The organism is Hymenobacter arcticus, assembly GCF_054779975.1.
The window spans coordinates 25,196-41,376 of record NZ_BAAGXF010000014.1; the positions used below are offsets into that span (position 1 = coordinate 25,196).

10 protein-coding genes are annotated in these 16,181 nt (G+C 65.1%); 5 read left to right on the forward strand and 5 right to left on the reverse strand.

Going from position 1 to position 16,181, the window contains the following annotated elements; all coding sequences use genetic code 11:
• The first annotated feature begins 163 nt into the window (after window positions 1-163).
• From ACYVGC_RS19380 to ACYVGC_RS19400, 5 genes are all read left to right on the forward strand, one after another.
• Window positions 164-1,003, forward strand: coding sequence for a glycosyltransferase family 2 protein (locus ACYVGC_RS19380; RefSeq protein WP_460585512.1), 840 nt, complete (start codon window positions 164-166; stop codon window positions 1,001-1,003).
• Window positions 1,004-1,128: 125 nt separating this feature from the next.
• Entirely contained in the window at window positions 1,129-2,307 is a 1,179-nt protein-coding gene (locus tag ACYVGC_RS19385) for a glycosyltransferase family protein (RefSeq protein ID WP_460585513.1), read from the forward strand.
• A gap of 607 nt (window positions 2,308-2,914) precedes the next feature.
• Complete coding sequence (locus ACYVGC_RS19390; protein WP_460585514.1) at window positions 2,915-5,977, forward strand: hypothetical protein; 3,063 nt, start codon at window positions 2,915-2,917, stop codon at window positions 5,975-5,977.
• A gap of 314 nt (window positions 5,978-6,291) precedes the next feature.
• Entirely contained in the window at window positions 6,292-7,524 is a 1,233-nt protein-coding gene (locus ACYVGC_RS19395; RefSeq protein WP_460585516.1) for a glycosyltransferase family 61 protein, read from the forward strand.
• 177 nt (window positions 7,525-7,701) lie between these two features.
• A complete protein-coding gene (locus ACYVGC_RS19400; RefSeq protein WP_460585517.1) occupies window positions 7,702-9,723 on the forward strand; it encodes a glycosyltransferase family 2 protein in 2,022 nt (673 codons plus the stop codon).
• Window positions 9,724-9,798: 75 nt separating this feature from the next.
• On the opposite strand, the gene ACYVGC_RS19405 is transcribed toward ACYVGC_RS19400, so the two are convergent.
• The 5 genes from ACYVGC_RS19405 to ACYVGC_RS19425 all read right to left on the reverse strand — a co-directional run bounded on the left by ACYVGC_RS19405 (window position 9,799) and on the right by ACYVGC_RS19425 (window position 16,166).
• Complete coding sequence (locus ACYVGC_RS19405; protein ID WP_460585518.1) at window positions 9,799-11,166, reverse strand: PLP-dependent aminotransferase family protein; 1,368 nt, start codon at window positions 11,164-11,166, stop codon at window positions 9,799-9,801.
• 34 nt (window positions 11,167-11,200) lie between these two features.
• Window positions 11,201-12,460, reverse strand: coding sequence for a class I SAM-dependent methyltransferase (locus ACYVGC_RS19410; RefSeq protein WP_460585519.1), 1,260 nt, complete (start codon window positions 12,458-12,460; stop codon window positions 11,201-11,203).
• A gap of 42 nt (window positions 12,461-12,502) precedes the next feature.
• Window positions 12,503-13,837 carry a DUF4910 domain-containing protein gene (locus ACYVGC_RS19415; protein ID WP_460585520.1) on the reverse strand — a complete coding sequence of 445 codons (1,335 nt, stop codon included), beginning with the start codon at window positions 13,835-13,837 and terminating at the stop codon, window positions 12,503-12,505.
• Window positions 13,838-13,922: 85 nt separating this feature from the next.
• Window positions 13,923-14,639 carry a PIG-L deacetylase family protein gene (locus tag ACYVGC_RS19420; protein ID WP_460585521.1) on the reverse strand — a complete coding sequence of 239 codons (717 nt, stop codon included), beginning with the start codon at window positions 14,637-14,639 and terminating at the stop codon, window positions 13,923-13,925.
• 183 nt (window positions 14,640-14,822) lie between these two features.
• Complete coding sequence (locus ACYVGC_RS19425) at window positions 14,823-16,166, reverse strand: methyltransferase domain-containing protein (RefSeq protein ID WP_460585522.1); 1,344 nt, start codon at window positions 16,164-16,166, stop codon at window positions 14,823-14,825.
• Window positions 16,167-16,181 lie beyond the last annotated feature (15 nt).

Consider the following 16,181-nt stretch of genomic DNA (forward strand, 5'->3'; position numbering starts at 1 on the left):
GGGAAGGAAGAAGAATTAAGAATGGGACTTATGCCAACCGTTTGTCATTGCGAGCACAGCGAAACAATCGCACCCGCACGACACCCGCGCCAGTCGTACAGGTGCGATTACTTCGCTTTGCTCGCAATGACAGATTTTCTGTAAGTCAACTACATATTGAACAATGCTTTACATCGTCATTCCGGTTTTTAACCGCTGGGCTTTTACCCGCGACTGCCTGCTGTCGCTGCGGGCCCAGACTACGTGCGCCTTCCGCACGATAGTGGTGGACGATGGCTCGACCGACGGCACGGCCGCGCACCTGGCCCGCGACTTTGCGGAGGTGCTGGTGGAAACCGGCGACGGCAACCTGTTCTGGACGGCCGGCGTGAACCTGGGTATTCGGCGGGCGCTGGCCGAGGGCGCTACCCAGGTGCTCACCCTCAACAACGACCTCGTGGCCGAGCCCGACTTTGTGGCCCAGATGCTGACGGCCGCCGCCGCCCACCCCACTGCGGTGCTCGGCGCCCTAGAGCTCGACCTGGCCACCGGCGAGCCCGTGTATGGCGGCGAGCGGCTGAGCTGGGTGCTGCACCGCCGCCACGACCTGCTGCACGAGCTGCCGCCCGCCGCCCGCCGCGGCCTGCACCCCGTTACGTACCTGCCGGGCCGGGGCCTGCTCATTCCGCGGGCGGTGTTTGCGCGCATTGGGCTGTTTGACGAGCGCCGCCTGCCCCACTACCTGGCCGATTTTGACTTCACCAGCCTGGCCCGCCGCGCGGGCTTTCCGGTGCTCTGCAACTACGAAGCCCGCCTGCGCACCTACCCCAACGAAAGCGGCCAGGAGCAGACCCGCCGCGTGCGCAGCCTGCGCGGCTACTACCAGCACCTGTTCAGCATCCGGGGCGGCGGCAACCTGCGCAATTTCAGCTACTTCGCCCTCAAAAACTGCCCCCGGCCCTACCTGCCGCTGTTTTTGCTCAGCGGCTACACCCGCCGGCTAGTAGGGTATTTTTTGCATTAGCCGAGGCGGCATCTGTACGAAAACGGCCTACTTACCTAGGCCCGATTGATAAGCTTAACACGCATACTTTCAATTATTTATCACTAGGTTTCTGCCTGCTCTCACACCTTTTAGCTCTCCGCATCATGCCCGCTATTTTGTCTTTTCTGGCGGCTTCGGCTGCGGCTGCGCCCCCGGTGGCCACCCCGGCCAAGCGCAAGGTGCTGCACATCTTGCACGCGCTACGCTTTAGCGGGGCCGAGATTATGCTCAAAATTGCGGCGCCTGAGTTTCGGCGGCAGGGCCTGGAGCTGCACATTCTCAGCGATGTCCCCCCGGCTAGCAGCGACTACACGGCCACGCTGGAGTCGGCCGGCTACACCGTGCACTACCTGCCTTGGGTGGCGGGCCAGCTCAAAAACCTGCTAGCCGTGCGCCGCTTTTTTCAGGAGCAGCAATTCGACGTGGTGCACAACCACACCGAGCAAAACTTCCTCTGGTACAGCCTGGCCGCCTGGCAGGTGGGCGTGCCGCGCTTCGTGCACACGGTGCACAGCAACTTCGCTTTCACGGGATTAGTGCGCCTCAAGCGGGCCATTTACCGGCTGGTGGCCCGCCGGCTGCTGGGCGTGCAGTTCATTGCCATCAGCACGTCGGTGCAGGCCACCGAGCAACGCGTGTGCTTCAACCCCACGGCGCTGGTGTTCAACTGGATTGACCCGGCCCGCTTTTACCCGGCCCGCTCGGCCGCCGAGCGCCAGCAGGCCCGCCAGGCCCTGGGCCTGGCCCCGGATAGCCTGGTGCTGGTGTCGGTGGGGGGCTGCGTTGAAAGCAAAAACCACCAAGCCATTTTCACGGCCCTGAGTGTGCTGGCCCCCGAGCTGGCCGCCCGCACCGTGTACCTGCACGTGGGCGATGGCCACCTGCACGCCGAGGAGCAGGCCTACGCCGCCTCGCTGCACCTGCGCGCCGAGGTACGCTTCCTGGGCCAGCTGCAACAAGTGCGCGACGTGCTCATTGCCAGCGACATCTACCTCATGACTTCGCACTACGAGGGCCTTGGCAATTCGCTGCTGGAGGCCCAGAGTTGCGCCGTGCCGGCCGTGGTGTACGACGCGCTGGGCCTGCGCGACCTGGTGCGCGACCACCACACCGGCCGCCTGGTGCCCCCCACCCCGGCCCACCTGGCGGCGGCCATTGCCGAGCTGGCGGCCAGCCCCGGCGAGCTGGCCCGGCTGGGTGAGGCCGGCTACCAGCAAACGCAGCAACAGTTCAGCTTAAAGCAGTCGCTGGCGCAATTGTTAGCCATTTACGGCCCAGGTTAACCGGCTTGTAAATCAGGCGGTTGCTGCAAATGCCCGTATTTTTTTCATCCGTATTTCGTCGGCAAAAAAGCCGCTGCTGGTAGCGCATGCCCAATTTTTGGGCATTTTGCGCTGCATGCCTCACATTAAAATGCAAATTCTTTCCAGCCCACAATTTGTCCTTTCACGTAAGGTGTCAGTACATTTGTTTTGGAAGCAGGGAAACATTTTATGAATTTTCGCAGTTCTGAAGCCTGAAAAGTGCTTCAATCAGCGCCCCGGAGATGAGAAAGTGTGGTAGAAAATGGCAGGCGAACGCGGAAACAAGGCAGGCAAGTAGAAGGCGTCAACCGGGCTGGCAAGGCATTTAGCACCCGTTCAGCCAGGCAACAACCCTCATAACATCTTGCATTAGTGTACATTAAGGGATGACTATCTTCCCAGTGGGGCTACCACTGGGCTAGGCGTAGCCAGCACTAGTGCCACCTCGAAAGCATGGTTGAACGGCTCCCAGAGCCATTTCACATTATAATGCAAATTATTTGAATAATTTTTATAGCGCACCTTTTACAATATACAATTCCTACTTTTCATTGGCGTAACGATTTAGTCGCCTTATCTTGTAATAATGCTAAAAAAGGTTTTTATAAGTCAGCAGTTTCTTGCCTCTTTGGGGCGCACGGATTATTCTTATAAGTTGGGCAGCTGGCTGCTGCTGTTATTGACCCTCATTGCCGGCTGTGCGCAGGCGCAGGCCCCCGACGTTACGTATTCGGGGCCCTTGGTAATCAGCAAGGGAGGTACCTACACGGGCAACTTTCGCAGCACCGACTCGTCGGTTCCCGCCATTCGCATTGCCACCGCCGAGCCGGTTATACTGCAAAACTGTACCATCGTGGGCCCCGGCGAGCTGATACTGGTCAGCAACGACCGCGCCGACCTCACGGTGCGCGAGTCGCGGGCCTACGGCACCACGCCCACGGCCGACAACACGCCCCGCGGCGCGTTTTTGTACATGCTAAAGGGCCAGAACCTGGTGCTGGAGCACAATTACCTCGAAACCAACCGCGGCATCGTGCTTGACCGCTGGCTGGGCGACGGCTCGGCCAACCAGACGGTGAAGATTCGCTACAACCAGGCGCTGAACATGATTGGCACCTCGCGCAACAACACGGAGGGCCTCTCGAACTTCGTGCTGCTGAACACGGTGCTGAACCTGCCCAACATCGAAATAGCTTGGAACCAGGTCATTAACCAGCCCAACCAGAGCCGGGTGGAGGACAACATCAACTTCAACAACTCGGGCGGCACGCCGGCCAGCCCGGCCCGGGTGCACGACAACTACGTGCAGGGCGCCTACCCGCTGCCAGCCACCAGCACCGGCTTTAGTGGCACGGGCATGACCACCGACGGCGACGGCCGCACGCCCACCACGGTGCCGGCCTTTGTGGAAATCGCCTACAACCAGTTTGTGAGCACCTGCAACGCGGGCATCAACGTGGCGGCCGGCCACGACATCAACGTGCATGACAACCGGGTGGTAACCAGCGGCTTCCTCAGCAGCGGCGAGAAGCTGGGTTTGCTCTCGTGCGGCATCACGCCCTTCAACTACTACAACTCGCCGGCTTCTACCTTCGGCAACATCCGGGTGGCTAATAACACGGTGGGCTACGCCAACTTTTCGGCTGGCAACCCCTACTCCAACCGCAACGACTACAACCTGGCCCTGGCCACCACGGTGAGCGGCAACGTGAGCCTGCCGCCCAACCTCACGGTGCAAACCGAGCAGAACGAGTGGACGCTGTGGCAGCAAAAGCTGAAGCAGAACGGCGTAACGCCGGGCCTCTCGGGGGGCACGGCGGCCACGCCCAACCCCACGATAACCACGCCCGCGCCCACCCCAAATACGCCGACTGCTCCCGCGCCAACGGCCCCCGCCAACGCCACGTTTTACCGGGCCTTTAACCTGAACGGCGGCGCCCTCACCCTGGACGGCAACAAGTGGGAAGCCGGTGCGGCCACGGGCCTGCAAGTGACGGGCGGCAGCAACTTTACGGGTCAAAACGCCCTCAACCCCGCCACCGACGCCGCCCGCACGGGCCTGATTTTATCCAGTGTGTACGGCACCCAGGTAACCGCCACGGTGAGCAACGTGCCCAATGCCAACTACTTGGTGTACCTCTACGTGTGGGAAGACAACAACGCGGAGACGTTTAGCATCTCGGTGAACGGCAAGGTGGCGCAGGCCAACTACAACAGCGGCGCGGCCGGCCACTGGGACCGCCTCGGCCCCTACCCGGCCACCGTCACCAACGGCGCGCTCAGCGTGGGGGTAAGCGGCGGCACCGCCAACCTGTCGGGCCTGGAGTTGTGGACGGTAGCCGGCACCGCGCCCACCACGCCCACCACGCCTACTGCCCCCGCGCCCACCGCCAACGCCTTTTACCGGGCTTTCGACCTCAACGGCGGGGCCACTACCATTGCTGGCAACAAGTGGGAAGCCGGCTCGGCCGTGCAGGTAGCGGGCGGCACCAGCTTCGTGGGCCAGCGCCAGCTCAACCCGGCCACTGATGCCGCCCGCACCAGCATGATTTTCTCCAGCGTGTACGGCACCAACGTGCAGCTAACGGTGCCGGGCTTGCCCAACGCCAGCTACTCGGTGTACCTCACGGTGTGGGAAGATAACGATGCTGAAACGTTTAACATAGCCGTAAACGGCAAGGTGGCGCAGGCCAACTACAACAGCGGCGCGGCCGGCCACTGGGACCGCCTCGGCCCCTACCCGGCCACCGTCACCAATGGCACGCTCACCGTGGGGGTAAGCGGCGGCACCGCCAACCTGTCGGGCCTGGAGCTATGGACGGCCGGCGGCAGCATTGCCACCACTACGCCTGCCCCCACCACTACTACCACCAGCTTCTACCGGGCCATTAACCTCAACGGCAGCGCCGCCACCATCGACGGCAACCCCTGGGAGGGCTCCTCGGCCCCCAGCTACTCGGTCAACGGCAACAGCTTCAGCCTGCAAAGCCAGGCCCTGTCGCCCGGCACCGACGCCAGCCGGGCCGCCATGCTGCGCAGCTGCCAGTACGGCAACAGCCTCAGCTTCCAGCTGAGCGCCGTGCCCAACGGCACCTACCTGGTATCGGCCTACGTGTGGGAAGACAACTTCTCCGAAACCTACAGCCTGGCTTTGAACGGCCAATCGGTGGCCAGCAACCTCAAAACCGGCGCGGCCGGCACCTGGTCCAAGGTAGGCCCCTACCCGGTTACCGTCAGCAACGGCACCATTCAGCTCACCACCAGCGGCGGCACCGTCAACCTGTCGGGCGTGGAGGTGTGGCAGCAAACTACCAGCAGCGCCGTAGCTGCCCGCAGCGCCGCGGCTACTACCAGTGCCCTGACCGCTACCAGCAGCGCGGCCGTGGCCCCGGCCAGCCTCTACCCCAACCCGCTCAGCGGCAGCCAGTCGCAGGTGCAGGTAGCGGCCACCGTGGCCCAGGCCGAGCAAATGGTGGTGCAAGTGCTTTCAAAAATGGGCACCCTGCTGCGCCAAGCCACGCTAAGCTTCCCGGCCGGCCTGTCGAGCCAGCTGCTCGACGTGGGCTCCCTGTCGCCCGGCACCTACGTGGTGCGCTTTGCCAGCGGCTCGCTGCAAGGCAAAACCATCGGCTTGGTTAAAAGCGAGTAGCCACCAGCGGCTTCCTCTTTACTGAGCGGGTTTGGCAGGAATTAAAAATTTGACTGCGAGTTTTTTAATTTCCGCCCAAACGCCGCTGAAAGGCCTGCTCCCACTTGGGGGCAGGCCTTTTTGGCGTAGCGCCCGGCCCGGGGGGTGGCGCGGCGCAGGGTAGTTGGCGGGAAGTGACGAAAATCAATGTGGTGGCACCTGGCTACACCTACTTTTATCGCACCAAGCAGGGTGGTCTGTGTGCTGTTAATCTGCTGGTTGCAGTGCATAAGGCTCTTCTTACTTTCTGCCCTCCACGTTTACCACCTTCGGCTATGCTACAACGACTACAGCGCCGGGCCGGCCGGCTTCTGCGCGAGCTGGTGCCTTATAATATGCGCTACCGGCCCACCGGGGTGCACCCCCACAGCCAGGCCCTGGCCGCGCAGCCCGGCAGCGGGGCCACCTACCAGGAAATAGTGCCCGCCCACACCTCGCGGCTCGAAGTAGCCCCCGCTTTTTACGACCTGTGCGTGGCCTACGACAAGCCCCAGCCGGCCGAGCAGGTGGCCCCCGCCTTCGTACTCACGCTGGCCGGCGGCCGCCTCTACGCCGACAACTTCGACAGCGTGGCCGTAGTAGCGGCCGATGGCCGGCTGGTGGGCGACGCCTCCTTCCAGTTTGCCAAAAAGGAATGGAGCCTGATTGGGCCCGCGGACAACAATATTTTTCGGCAGCGCTACTTTATTCCGCCCGTGCCGGTGGCCGGCACCGTATGCAACCTGCTAAGCGGCGGCGGCGCGGGCACCGGCAACTACTCGCACTGGCTGCTCGACTCGCTGCCCCGCCTGCACCTGGTGCGCGAGGCAGGTCTTTGGGAATCAATTGATTACTTTTTGGTATACGACCGCCACAACGGCTTTGTGCGCGAAACCATGGCCCTGCTGGGCGTGGGCCCCGAGCGCCTGCTCGACGTGCAAACCCACCGCCACCTGCGCGCCGAGCAGCTGGTGGTGCCCTCGGCCGTGCGCGGGCGCGGGCGGCACTTTCCAGAGTGGGCCTTCGAGTTTTTGCGCACCGCCTACGGCCCGGCGCGGCAGGCTGTGACGCGCTCATTCAGTCCGCTGGTGTACATCAACCGGCGCGATGCCACCGTGCGCCGCGTCACCAACGAGGCGGAGGTGCAGGCGCTGCTGCGGCCCGCCGGCTTTGTAACCTACCAGCTGAGCGAGCTGAGCCTGGCCGAAAAAGCGGCCCTCTTTGCCCAGGCCCGCGTTATCGTGTCGCCGGTGGGCGCGGGGCTGGCCAACATCGGCTTTTGCACGCCCGGCGCGGTGCTCATCGAGCTGCTGCCGCACCACTTCGTAGTACCCGATTTTATGGAGATATCGGCGCGCGTGGGGGTGCGCCACTACCCGCTGATAAGCGCCCCGGCCGCCACCGGCGCCAACGCCTACGCCGACCGCCTGGAGGACCTGACCGTGGATGTGCCCGCCCTGCGCCGGCTGCTGGCCACGGTGGGCGTGCCGGTTGCGGCGGCCGAAGCGGTGGCGCAGCACTCTAGCTAAATATTTGCCATACAGGTACTTATTGGCTTACATAAAAGCCGTTTGTCATTGCGAGCGCAGCGAAGCAATCGCACCAGCACGACACCCGAACAGCTCGTGCTGGTGCGATTGCTTCGCTGCGCTCGCAATGACAAATAGCCTCCGCGCAAGCTTCATCCTATTTATAAAAAATCTCTCATGCCCCACGTGTTACTTTCCGTCGTGACCTGGAACAGCGCCGCCTCCATTGAGGCCTGCCTGCGCTCGGCCCTGGCCCAGACCTACGCCGACTTTGCGCTGTGGGTGGTGGACAATGCCTCGGCCGACGACACCCGCGCCCGCGTGCGGGCCCTGGCCGCCACCGATGCCCGCCTTCACCTGCACGCGCTGCCCACCAACACCGGCTTTTGCGGCGGCCACAACTACGCCCTCGACCGCACCACCACCGAGCTGGTGCTGCTGGTGAACCCCGACGTGGAAATGGCCCCCGACTACCTGGCCCGCGCCGTGGCCGCCATGCAGCAGCACCCGCGCATTGGCACGGTGTGCGGCCTGCTGCTGCAAACCACCGAGCCCGACCCGCGCATCGACAGCGCCGGCATGCTGCGGCGCACGGGCGGGCGCTTTGGCCTGCGCCTGCACGGCCAGCGCCTGAGCGAGGCCAGCCCCCTGGCCCGCACCGACGTGGCCGGGGCCGATGGCGCGCTGCCCCTGCTGCGCCGCCGCTGCATCGATGACCTGCGGGTGGAAGACGCATTTTTCGACCCCCGTTTTTTTGCCCACAAGGAAGATTGGGACGTGGCCTGGCGCAGCCAGCTCTACGGCTGGCGCACGGTGTTTGAGCCGGCCTGTCGGGCGCTGCACCCGCGCCAGTTTTTGCCGGCCAGCCTGGCCGTGCGGCGGCGGCTGGGCGGCGCCCTCAAGGCCGATGCCGTCAAAAACCAGTGGCTGCTGCTGGTAAAAAACACGCCCGCCCGCCAGGTGCCGGCCATGCTGATGCAGGCGCTGCCCCGGCAGGTGTTCATCGTGTGCTACCTGCTGCTTTTTGAGCGCACTTCGCTGGGCGCGCTGCGCTACGTGTGGCAGCACCGGCATGACCTGCTAGCCAGCCGCCGGCTGGTGCAGGCGCGGGCGGCGCACCCTTTCGCGGCCTTTGCGGGCGGCACGCCCGCACCCGCGCCGGGGGTGGCCACGCCCGCGCCGGCCCTGCCGCGCACGGGCTGGCGGCTCGCGCTCGCGCCGCCGCCCTTGCTCAGCATTTGCGTGCCTACCTACCACCGGCCGGGGCTGCTGGCCCGGGCGTTGCGCTCGCTGGGCCCGCTGCCGCCCGACGTGGAAGTGCTGGTATCCGACAACTCGACGGCCAACGACCTGTGCGGGCGCGTGGCGCGCCTGGGGCTGCGCCGCCAGCCGGCCGGGCAGTGGCGCTACTACCGCAACGCGCCCGGCAGCACCGCTGCCGACAACTTTCTGGCCTGCGTGAACCGGGCGCGGGGCCACTACCTGTACCACCTGCACGACGACGATTTTTTGCGGCCCGGCGGTCTAGCGCGGCTGGTGGCCGAGCTGCGCACCAGCCGCGGCCAGCACGAGGTACTGCTCTTCGGCGTGGATGTGGTGGATGCCCACAAGCGCCTGCTGCGCCGCCAGTACCCCGGCCGCCGGCGCTGGCTGGCCCCGGTGCCAGCGCTCACGCGGGTGCTCACCGACTCTTCGTGGGTGCGCATTCCGGCGCTGGTGGCCAGCCGCGCCGCTTACCTGGCCACCCCGCCCGACCTAACCCAGGAAACCACCGAAGACACCGACCTCTGGGCCCGGCTTTTCAGCCAGTGGGGAGTGCAGCTGGTGCCCGGCTGCATTGCGGCCTACACCGTGCACGACGGCGCCATTACCGCCAGCATGTTCACCGAGCACACGGTGGAGCTGTTGCTGCGCATTTTTGCTAAAACCCAGGCCCAGGGGCTACTGCCGGCCCCACGACTGCGGCAGGCCCAGGCGCAATTTTTCAACCAGTTTGTGCTGGCGGGGGCCTACCGCTCGCTGCGCCAGCGCGACTTGGTCACCGCCCGCCGCGTGCTGAAACTGCTGAAGCTGCCTGCTTTGCAGGGGCTGCCGGTAGCGCTACGCTGGCTCCCTATCAAATTGATTTTCAACACTATTACCAGGGCCGCGGCCCTGGCGCTGACTACGGAGGCCGCCAGCCTGGCCGAGGGCTTGTAGCCAGCGGCTGGGTGAGCTATTCCATTCAAGCAGCACGTCATGCTGCACGCAGTGCAGCATGACGTGCTGTAAACTTCAATTGCGCGCCCGGAACACCGGCTTTACGGCGCGGCCCAGCAGGTAGCCGCCAATGCCGTCTTCGAGGGCGCGGCGGTACACGCCGAGCGCGGCGTGCACACGGTCCACGGTTTCGTCCACCACGGCGTCGGTGTGGGCGTAGCTGATGACAAAGGAGGGCAGTAGCAGGCCGCGGCGTAGGGTTTCCTGCAAAAACAGAGTGCGGAAGGCCTGCGAGGGCTGCCCGTCGGCGTCGCGGGTGCCGTAGGCCAGGCAGCAAGCGGGACCCAGCACCCGGAAGTGCTCCTCCACGCCCTGGTCGTGGGCGGCTTGCGTCAGGCCCTCGCGCAGGCGCTCGCCCTGGGCATGCAGGTGCGCCACCACGGGCTCGGTGGCGTAGGTGCGCATTACGGCGCGGGCGGCGGCCAGGGCGTGGGTTTCGGCCCCGTAGGTGGTCGAGAGCAGGAATACGCGCTCGTGCGGGTGGTGCAGGCCACCGCGCTCCATGAGCTCGCGGCGGCCGCTGAGGGCGGCCAGGGCCAGGCCGTTGGCCAGGGCTTTGCCCCAGGTGCTGAGGTCGGGGCGCACGCCGTAGCGGCCCTGCGCGCCCTGGTTGTGCCACCGAAAGCCAGTGATAATCTCGTCGAATACCAGCACGCTGCCCTCGCGGTCGCACAGCCGGCGCAGGCCTTGCAGGAAGCCGGGGGCGGGCGGCACGTCCTTTTCTACTTCCAGCAGCAGGCAGGCCACCTGGCCGGGATGCGCCGCAAAGAGGGCCTCCACGCTGGCCAGGTCGTTGTAGCGGAAGCCCACGGTGAGGGCCTGCACGGCCGCCGGAATGCCTGCCGCCATGGGCGTGGCCCCGATAAACCAGTCGTCGGTGGAGAAAAACGGGTGGTCCTGGCACACGGCGGCCAGCGGCCGGCCGGTGTAGGCGCGGGCCAGCTTCACGGCGGCCGTGGTGGCGTCGGAGCCGTTTTTGGCAAACTTTACCATGTCGCCGGCCTGGGTGAAGGCCAGGAATTCTTCGGCCGTTTCGAGCTCCAGGTAGGTGGGGCGGCCCAGGTTGGTGCCCAGGCTTAGCTGCTGCTGGGCGGCCGCTACCACGGGCGGGTAGGCGTGGCCCAGCGTCACGGCCCGCAGCCCCATGCCATACTCAATAAACTCATTATCATTGACATCCCACACCCGGCAGCCGTGGCCGCGCACCAGGCAGGGGGCCATAAACTCGGGGAACTGGTCGTCGCCCTTGGCATAGGTGTGCGCCCCGCCGGGAATGGCCGCGTGCAGCCGCGCTTGCAGGGCCCGCGAGCCGGCAAAGCTGGCGGGCGTGAGGAGCGCCGGGGCCAGGGTGGCCGGCGGCATCAGTACGTCGAGCTCTTTCATAATTTGTTGAGTTAATACCTTGTCAGTCTCGTTATTACAGCACAATAAAATCACTCAGCAGGCCCGTGGCCAGCTCGGCCCCCGCCCCCAGCAGGCCCACCAGCAGCCCAAGGGCGTGGGCCTGCACCCTGATTTCCTGAGCGTAGGTGGGGTTGGTAACGAGCAGCACGTCGGGGGCCAGCGCCACGGCCGCCTCGGGGGCGATGACCGGGTGCGCCGTGCCGGGCATAAACTGCCCCTGGCGCTGGGGGTTGATGTCGACCACGGCCTGCAGCAGCGGGTGCAGGGCGGGGTAGGTATTGACGAAGGCAATGGCCCGCGAGCCCGCCCCCCAGGCCACCACCCGCGCGTGGCGGTGGGCCAGGTCATCGACCACTACTTGCCACTGGGCCACGAGGCGCTGGCCCTCGGCCCAAAAGCCACGCACGGCGGCGGGCGTGGCCGCATCGCGCACGGCGGGCGGCGGGGTGGCGGGCACGTCCACCGGGCGCGCTACCAGGCCCAGGTACTCGCCGTGCCAGCAGGGCACCACGGCCAGCACCTCAAAGCCAGTGCTCTCGAAAAGCCAGCGCAGCGAGGCCGGCGAAAACCACGAGCGGTGCTCGTTCACGATGTTCCAGATTACTTTTTCGCCAATGTCGTAGAGCGCGTTGGGCACCTCCACGTACACGAGCGGGCGCTGGGTCCCCAGGTTGCGGCGCAGCAGCTGCACAAAGGCGCGGGGGTCGGCAATGACGTTGAGCATGTGGCGGCAGCTCACCAGGTCCACGGGCAGGTCGGCGTAGCGCGCATCGTAGTAATCGGCCAGGAAGGTGGCCTCCCCGGCCGGCGCGGCGGGCGCAAGGCCCGCCGGCGGCGCGTAGCCGGGGTCGATGCCGGTGCCGCTGGCCGCGCCCAGCTCGCAGAGCGTGCGCACAAAGTCGCCGTTGCCGCAGCCAATGTCGAGCACGCGGGCCCCGCGCAGGTCGTAGTCGTCGAGCAATTGCTGGGCCAGCGCCCGCGTGAAGGCCCGGAAAGAGGGCGAAAACTCCAGCGAAAAGTCGTTGCGGGCGTGCGTCACCTTGGCCGCCTCGTAGGCCTCGTTGCCCATGTAGTGGCAATGCGGGCAAAAGGTGAGCCGGATGTCCGTGGTAGGGGCCCGCCGGGCGGCTTCGGCCGTGGGCCACAGGATGCCCGACTGCGTGGGCACGTGGTGCACTTCGTAGAAGACGGTGCCCGCGGTGCTGCCGCACACGGGGCAGGGAAAGGTGGCGGGGCGGCCAATGGCGGGCGCGGCGGGCAGGAGTGTGTTCATACCGAAAGCGTTAGGGTGAAAACATGGGGCAAACGGGCAGTTTCAATCGGGTAATAATTCGAGTAAGTCGGTGCCTTGCAGGGCAATGGCGGCCTGGTGCACCTGGGCAAAGGGTAGGCCCGCCCGCTCAGCAATGTGCAGCAGCGTGTGCTGGCCGTCGGAGAGGTTGAGCACCCAGAGCAGGGCCAGTTGCCAGGCGGCCCCGTCGAGGCCGCCGCCCACGTTTTTGTAGAGGCCGCGGCGGCCTAGCTGGGGCTCGCCGTAGGGGCTGCGGCTGCGGTAGCGGCGGTTGGCGTCGAGCACGGCCAGCAACTCCTGCACCAAATCCAGGGACTCGGCCAACTGGTCGGGGCGCACAAAGTCGAGGTTATCGGCCGAGGTGTGGTACTCGGCAAACTCGCCAAACGGGGTGCGCGAAAAGCAGCCCACCGGCAGGTTGAAGCCCGGCGAGCAGTACTGGCGCTCGTCGTAGCCGTAGGGCGAAAACGGCCGCACCGCGTGCGGCACCCCGGCCTGCGCCAGCACCAGCGCCGCCGCCTGGTCCACCACCGCATTGCCGCGGCGCGACTGCTTGTAGGTGAACGCGCCCGGCCCGCCCAACAGCGTGAGCACCAGCCCGTGCCGCACCCGCCCCACGGTGGCAAAGTGGCGGCTGAGCCAGGTGAGCGAGCCAATGGTGCCGGGCACAAACACGAAGCGGTAGCTGTAGTGGCGCGGCTCGGTGGCCAGGTGTCGGGCCAGGTAAGTGGCCACGGCCACGCCCGAAAGGTTGTCGTTGGCCAGCGAAGGGTGGCAGATGTGGCACGAAAGCAGGATTTCGTCCTCCGTGTCGCCGGGCAGCAGCAGCTCGCCGTAGGTGAGGTTGCCGGGGGCCAGCGTGCTGTCGATGCACACCTCGTAGGTGTCGTCGGTGAGGGCCAGGCGCTGGGTGTGGGCCAGGCAAAAGCCCCAGGCCTCGGCGTAGTAGGCGGTGCGGTACGGGATGAGGCTGGGCTGCTCGGGCAGCGAGTGCAGGTGCTCGTCGAGCTCGGCGCGCGTTACCCAGCGGTGCACGGGCACGCTGTAGCTCACCAGGTGCAGGTTATTGGCCTCAAAATCAATTACTTTCTCGCCGCGCTGGTTTTTCACCCACGCCTCCCGGATGTTCCACTCGCGGGGTACCGTCCAGTCGAGCACGGGCGTGCCGGTGGGCACCTCGTGCACCTGCAAGCCGGGCAGGTACTCCCCCAGGATGGCCAGGGTCTGCCGCACGCCATCGCCGGTGATGCTGCGGCAAATGGGAAACAGCCGCCGCATCAGCGCGTGCAGCTCCTCGCCGGGCCCGGTGGGTGGGCTGGCGGTAGGCAGGGCAACGGCGGACAGGGCGGTGGGGAGCATGATTTTAATCTAAGCAATTGATAAATAACTTTTTGAAAAAGAACGTCATGCTTCACTGCGTTCAGCATGACGTTCTTTTTAATCACTAAATCAACATTTTACGCACGTAAAACCCCTCCGCATACCGGCAGTCGCCGCCGGCTTGCATGGCGCGCAGGCGGGCCAGCGCCCCAAAGGTTTCGGCATCAAACCAGTGCTTGCCGGCCTGGCTGGGGTAACCGGCCAGCAGCAGCGCCACCTTGCGGGTGAGCTCGGCGGCCGTGAGGGCCACCAGGCAGGCCGGGTTGCCCAGGTCGCCGTCGTACTTCGGAATTTCGTATTCCCAGATGAGGTGGTTGCGAAACGTGTTCCAGGTCAGCTCCGACACCAGGCGGTGGTCCTGATGCAAGTCATGCTGATAGTGGGTCAGGATGAGGTCGGGGGCGAAGTCCTTGAGGGCTTCAAAATCAGCTTTGATGGCTTCGTAGTGCTGGGTTAGGCGGCCGTCGGGGTAGCGGTGCACGGTAACTTCGGCGGTGGGGCTGCACGACGCCGTACTGCGCGACATGCTGAGCGAGTAGCGGTGCACGGTAACTTCGGCGGTGGGGGCCTCGGGTGCGACGGCCAGAAACTGCGCGGCGCAAGCCTCCGCTTCCTGGGCGCGGGTGGCGGTGGCGGCCAGCACCACCCAGCGCACAGCCTGCACCTGGCCGGCGGCCAGCAGGCGCAGCAGCGTGCCCCCGGCCCCTATCTCAATGTCGTCGCAGTGCGCGCCCAGGCACAGCACGCGCAGGCCCTGGGTTGGCAAGCCTAGTTTCAGCATGAACTAAGATGCTATTTATTAATATTTTATGAGCAAAAAACAGAACGTCATGCTGAATGCAGTGAAGCATTTCTACCGCGTAAGTAATCTCAACGCATGGGGTTAGTTACGCGGTAGAGATGCTTCACTGCGTTCAGCATGACGTTCTGTTTTTTAACAATTTACCCCTCTCCCTAAGCCCTCTCACGCGTACACGCACACCTCCGGGATGGGCACCACAAACTGGCCGCCCCAGGTGCGGATGACGGCCATTTGCTCCATTATTTCTTCGCGCAGGTTCCAGGGCAGGATGAGCAGGTAGTCGGGCCGGGTTTCGAGGATGCGGTCGGGGTGGTAGATGGGCAGGCGGGTGCCGGGCAGGAAATTGCCCTGCTTGTGGGGGTTCAAATCGACGGTATAGTCCACAAAATCAGTGCGAATGCCGCAATAGTTGAGCAGCGTGTTGCCCTTGCCGGGCGCGCCGTAGCCCACCACCGTTTTGCCGGCGCGCTTGGCCCCAATCAAAAATTCGAGCAGCTTGCGCTTGGTTTCCTTGGCGCAAGCCGCAAAATCGAGGTAAAAATCGAGGTTGCACACACCGGCCGCCACCTCGCGGGTGCGCAGGGCGGGCACGGCGGGCGTCACGGCCAGGGCGGGGTCGGCGCAGTCGGCGTGGCGGGCATATATGCGCAGCGAGCCGCCGTGGGTGGGCAGTTCCTCCACATCAAACAGGGTGAGGCCGTGGTGGGCAAAAATGTGCCCCACCGTCCAAAACGACAGGTAGCTAAAATGCTCATGGTAAATGGTATCAAACTGATTGCCAGTTACTAAGCGTAGCAGATGCGGAAACTCCATGGTGAGCACCCCGCCCGGCTTGAGGATGGCAGCCAGCCCGGCCACGAAGTCGTTGATGTCGGGCACGTGGGCCAGCACGTTGTTGCCAATGAGCAGGTCAGCCTGGCCGCAGCTCTCGGCCACTTCCCGGGCCGTGGCCAGGCCAAAGAACTTACTGAGGGTATTGATGCCCTTCTGGCGGGCGGCGTTGGCCACGTTTTCGGCCGGCTCGATGCCCAGCACCGGAATGCCCTGCTCCACAAAGTTTTGGAGCAGGTAGCCGTCGTTGCTGGCCACCTCCACCACCAGGTGCTCGGGGCCCAGGCCAAAACGCTCGGTCACCAGCTCGGTGTACTGCCGGGCATGGCGCAGCCAGGAGGGCGAGTAGGACGAAAAGTAGGCGTAATCACTCGGGAAGAGGTCGGCCGGGGCAATGAGGTCCTTCACCTGCACCAGCAGGCACGAGAGGCACACGTAGGCGTGCAGGTCGTAAAATGGCTCGGCCCGGTTGAAGTCTTCGGGCCGCACGTGGTCTTGGCACAGCGGCGAGGGGCCCAGGTCTACGAACGTGACGCGCAGCGGCGCGCCGCAAAACCGGCAGGTGCCGGCCGTGGGCGCGGGCGTGGGGCTAGGCAGCGCCAGGCCCGACAAGCCCGACACAATTATTGGCCGCTCAGCGACCGGGTGGCCAGCGGATGCTAACGCATTTCTCATAGCAGCGGAGGGGAA

Excerpts from the sequence above, each read along its gene's own strand:
- ACYVGC_RS19380 (WP_460585512.1), top strand. The coding sequence starts at position 164 with ATGCTTTACATCGTCATTCCGGTTTTTAACCGCTGGGCTTTTACCCGC.
- ACYVGC_RS19385 (WP_460585513.1), top strand. The coding sequence starts at position 1,129 with ATGCCCGCTATTTTGTCTTTTCTGGCGGCTTCGGCTGCGGCTGCGCCC.
- ACYVGC_RS19390 (WP_460585514.1), top strand. The coding sequence starts at position 2,915 with ATGCTAAAAAAGGTTTTTATAAGTCAGCAGTTTCTTGCCTCTTTGGGG.
- ACYVGC_RS19395 (WP_460585516.1), top strand. The coding sequence starts at position 6,292 with ATGCTACAACGACTACAGCGCCGGGCCGGCCGGCTTCTGCGCGAGCTG.
- ACYVGC_RS19400 (WP_460585517.1), top strand. The coding sequence starts at position 7,702 with ATGCCCCACGTGTTACTTTCCGTCGTGACCTGGAACAGCGCCGCCTCC.
- ACYVGC_RS19405 (WP_460585518.1), bottom strand. The coding sequence starts at position 11,166 with ATGAAAGAGCTCGACGTACTGATGCCGCCGGCCACCCTGGCCCCGGCG.
- ACYVGC_RS19410 (WP_460585519.1), bottom strand. The coding sequence starts at position 12,460 with ATGAACACACTCCTGCCCGCCGCGCCCGCCATTGGCCGCCCCGCCACC.
- ACYVGC_RS19415 (WP_460585520.1), bottom strand. The coding sequence starts at position 13,837 with ATGCTCCCCACCGCCCTGTCCGCCGTTGCCCTGCCTACCGCCAGCCCA.
- ACYVGC_RS19420 (WP_460585521.1), bottom strand. The coding sequence starts at position 14,639 with ATGCTGAAACTAGGCTTGCCAACCCAGGGCCTGCGCGTGCTGTGCCTG.
- ACYVGC_RS19425 (WP_460585522.1), bottom strand. The coding sequence starts at position 16,166 with ATGAGAAATGCGTTAGCATCCGCTGGCCACCCGGTCGCTGAGCGGCCA.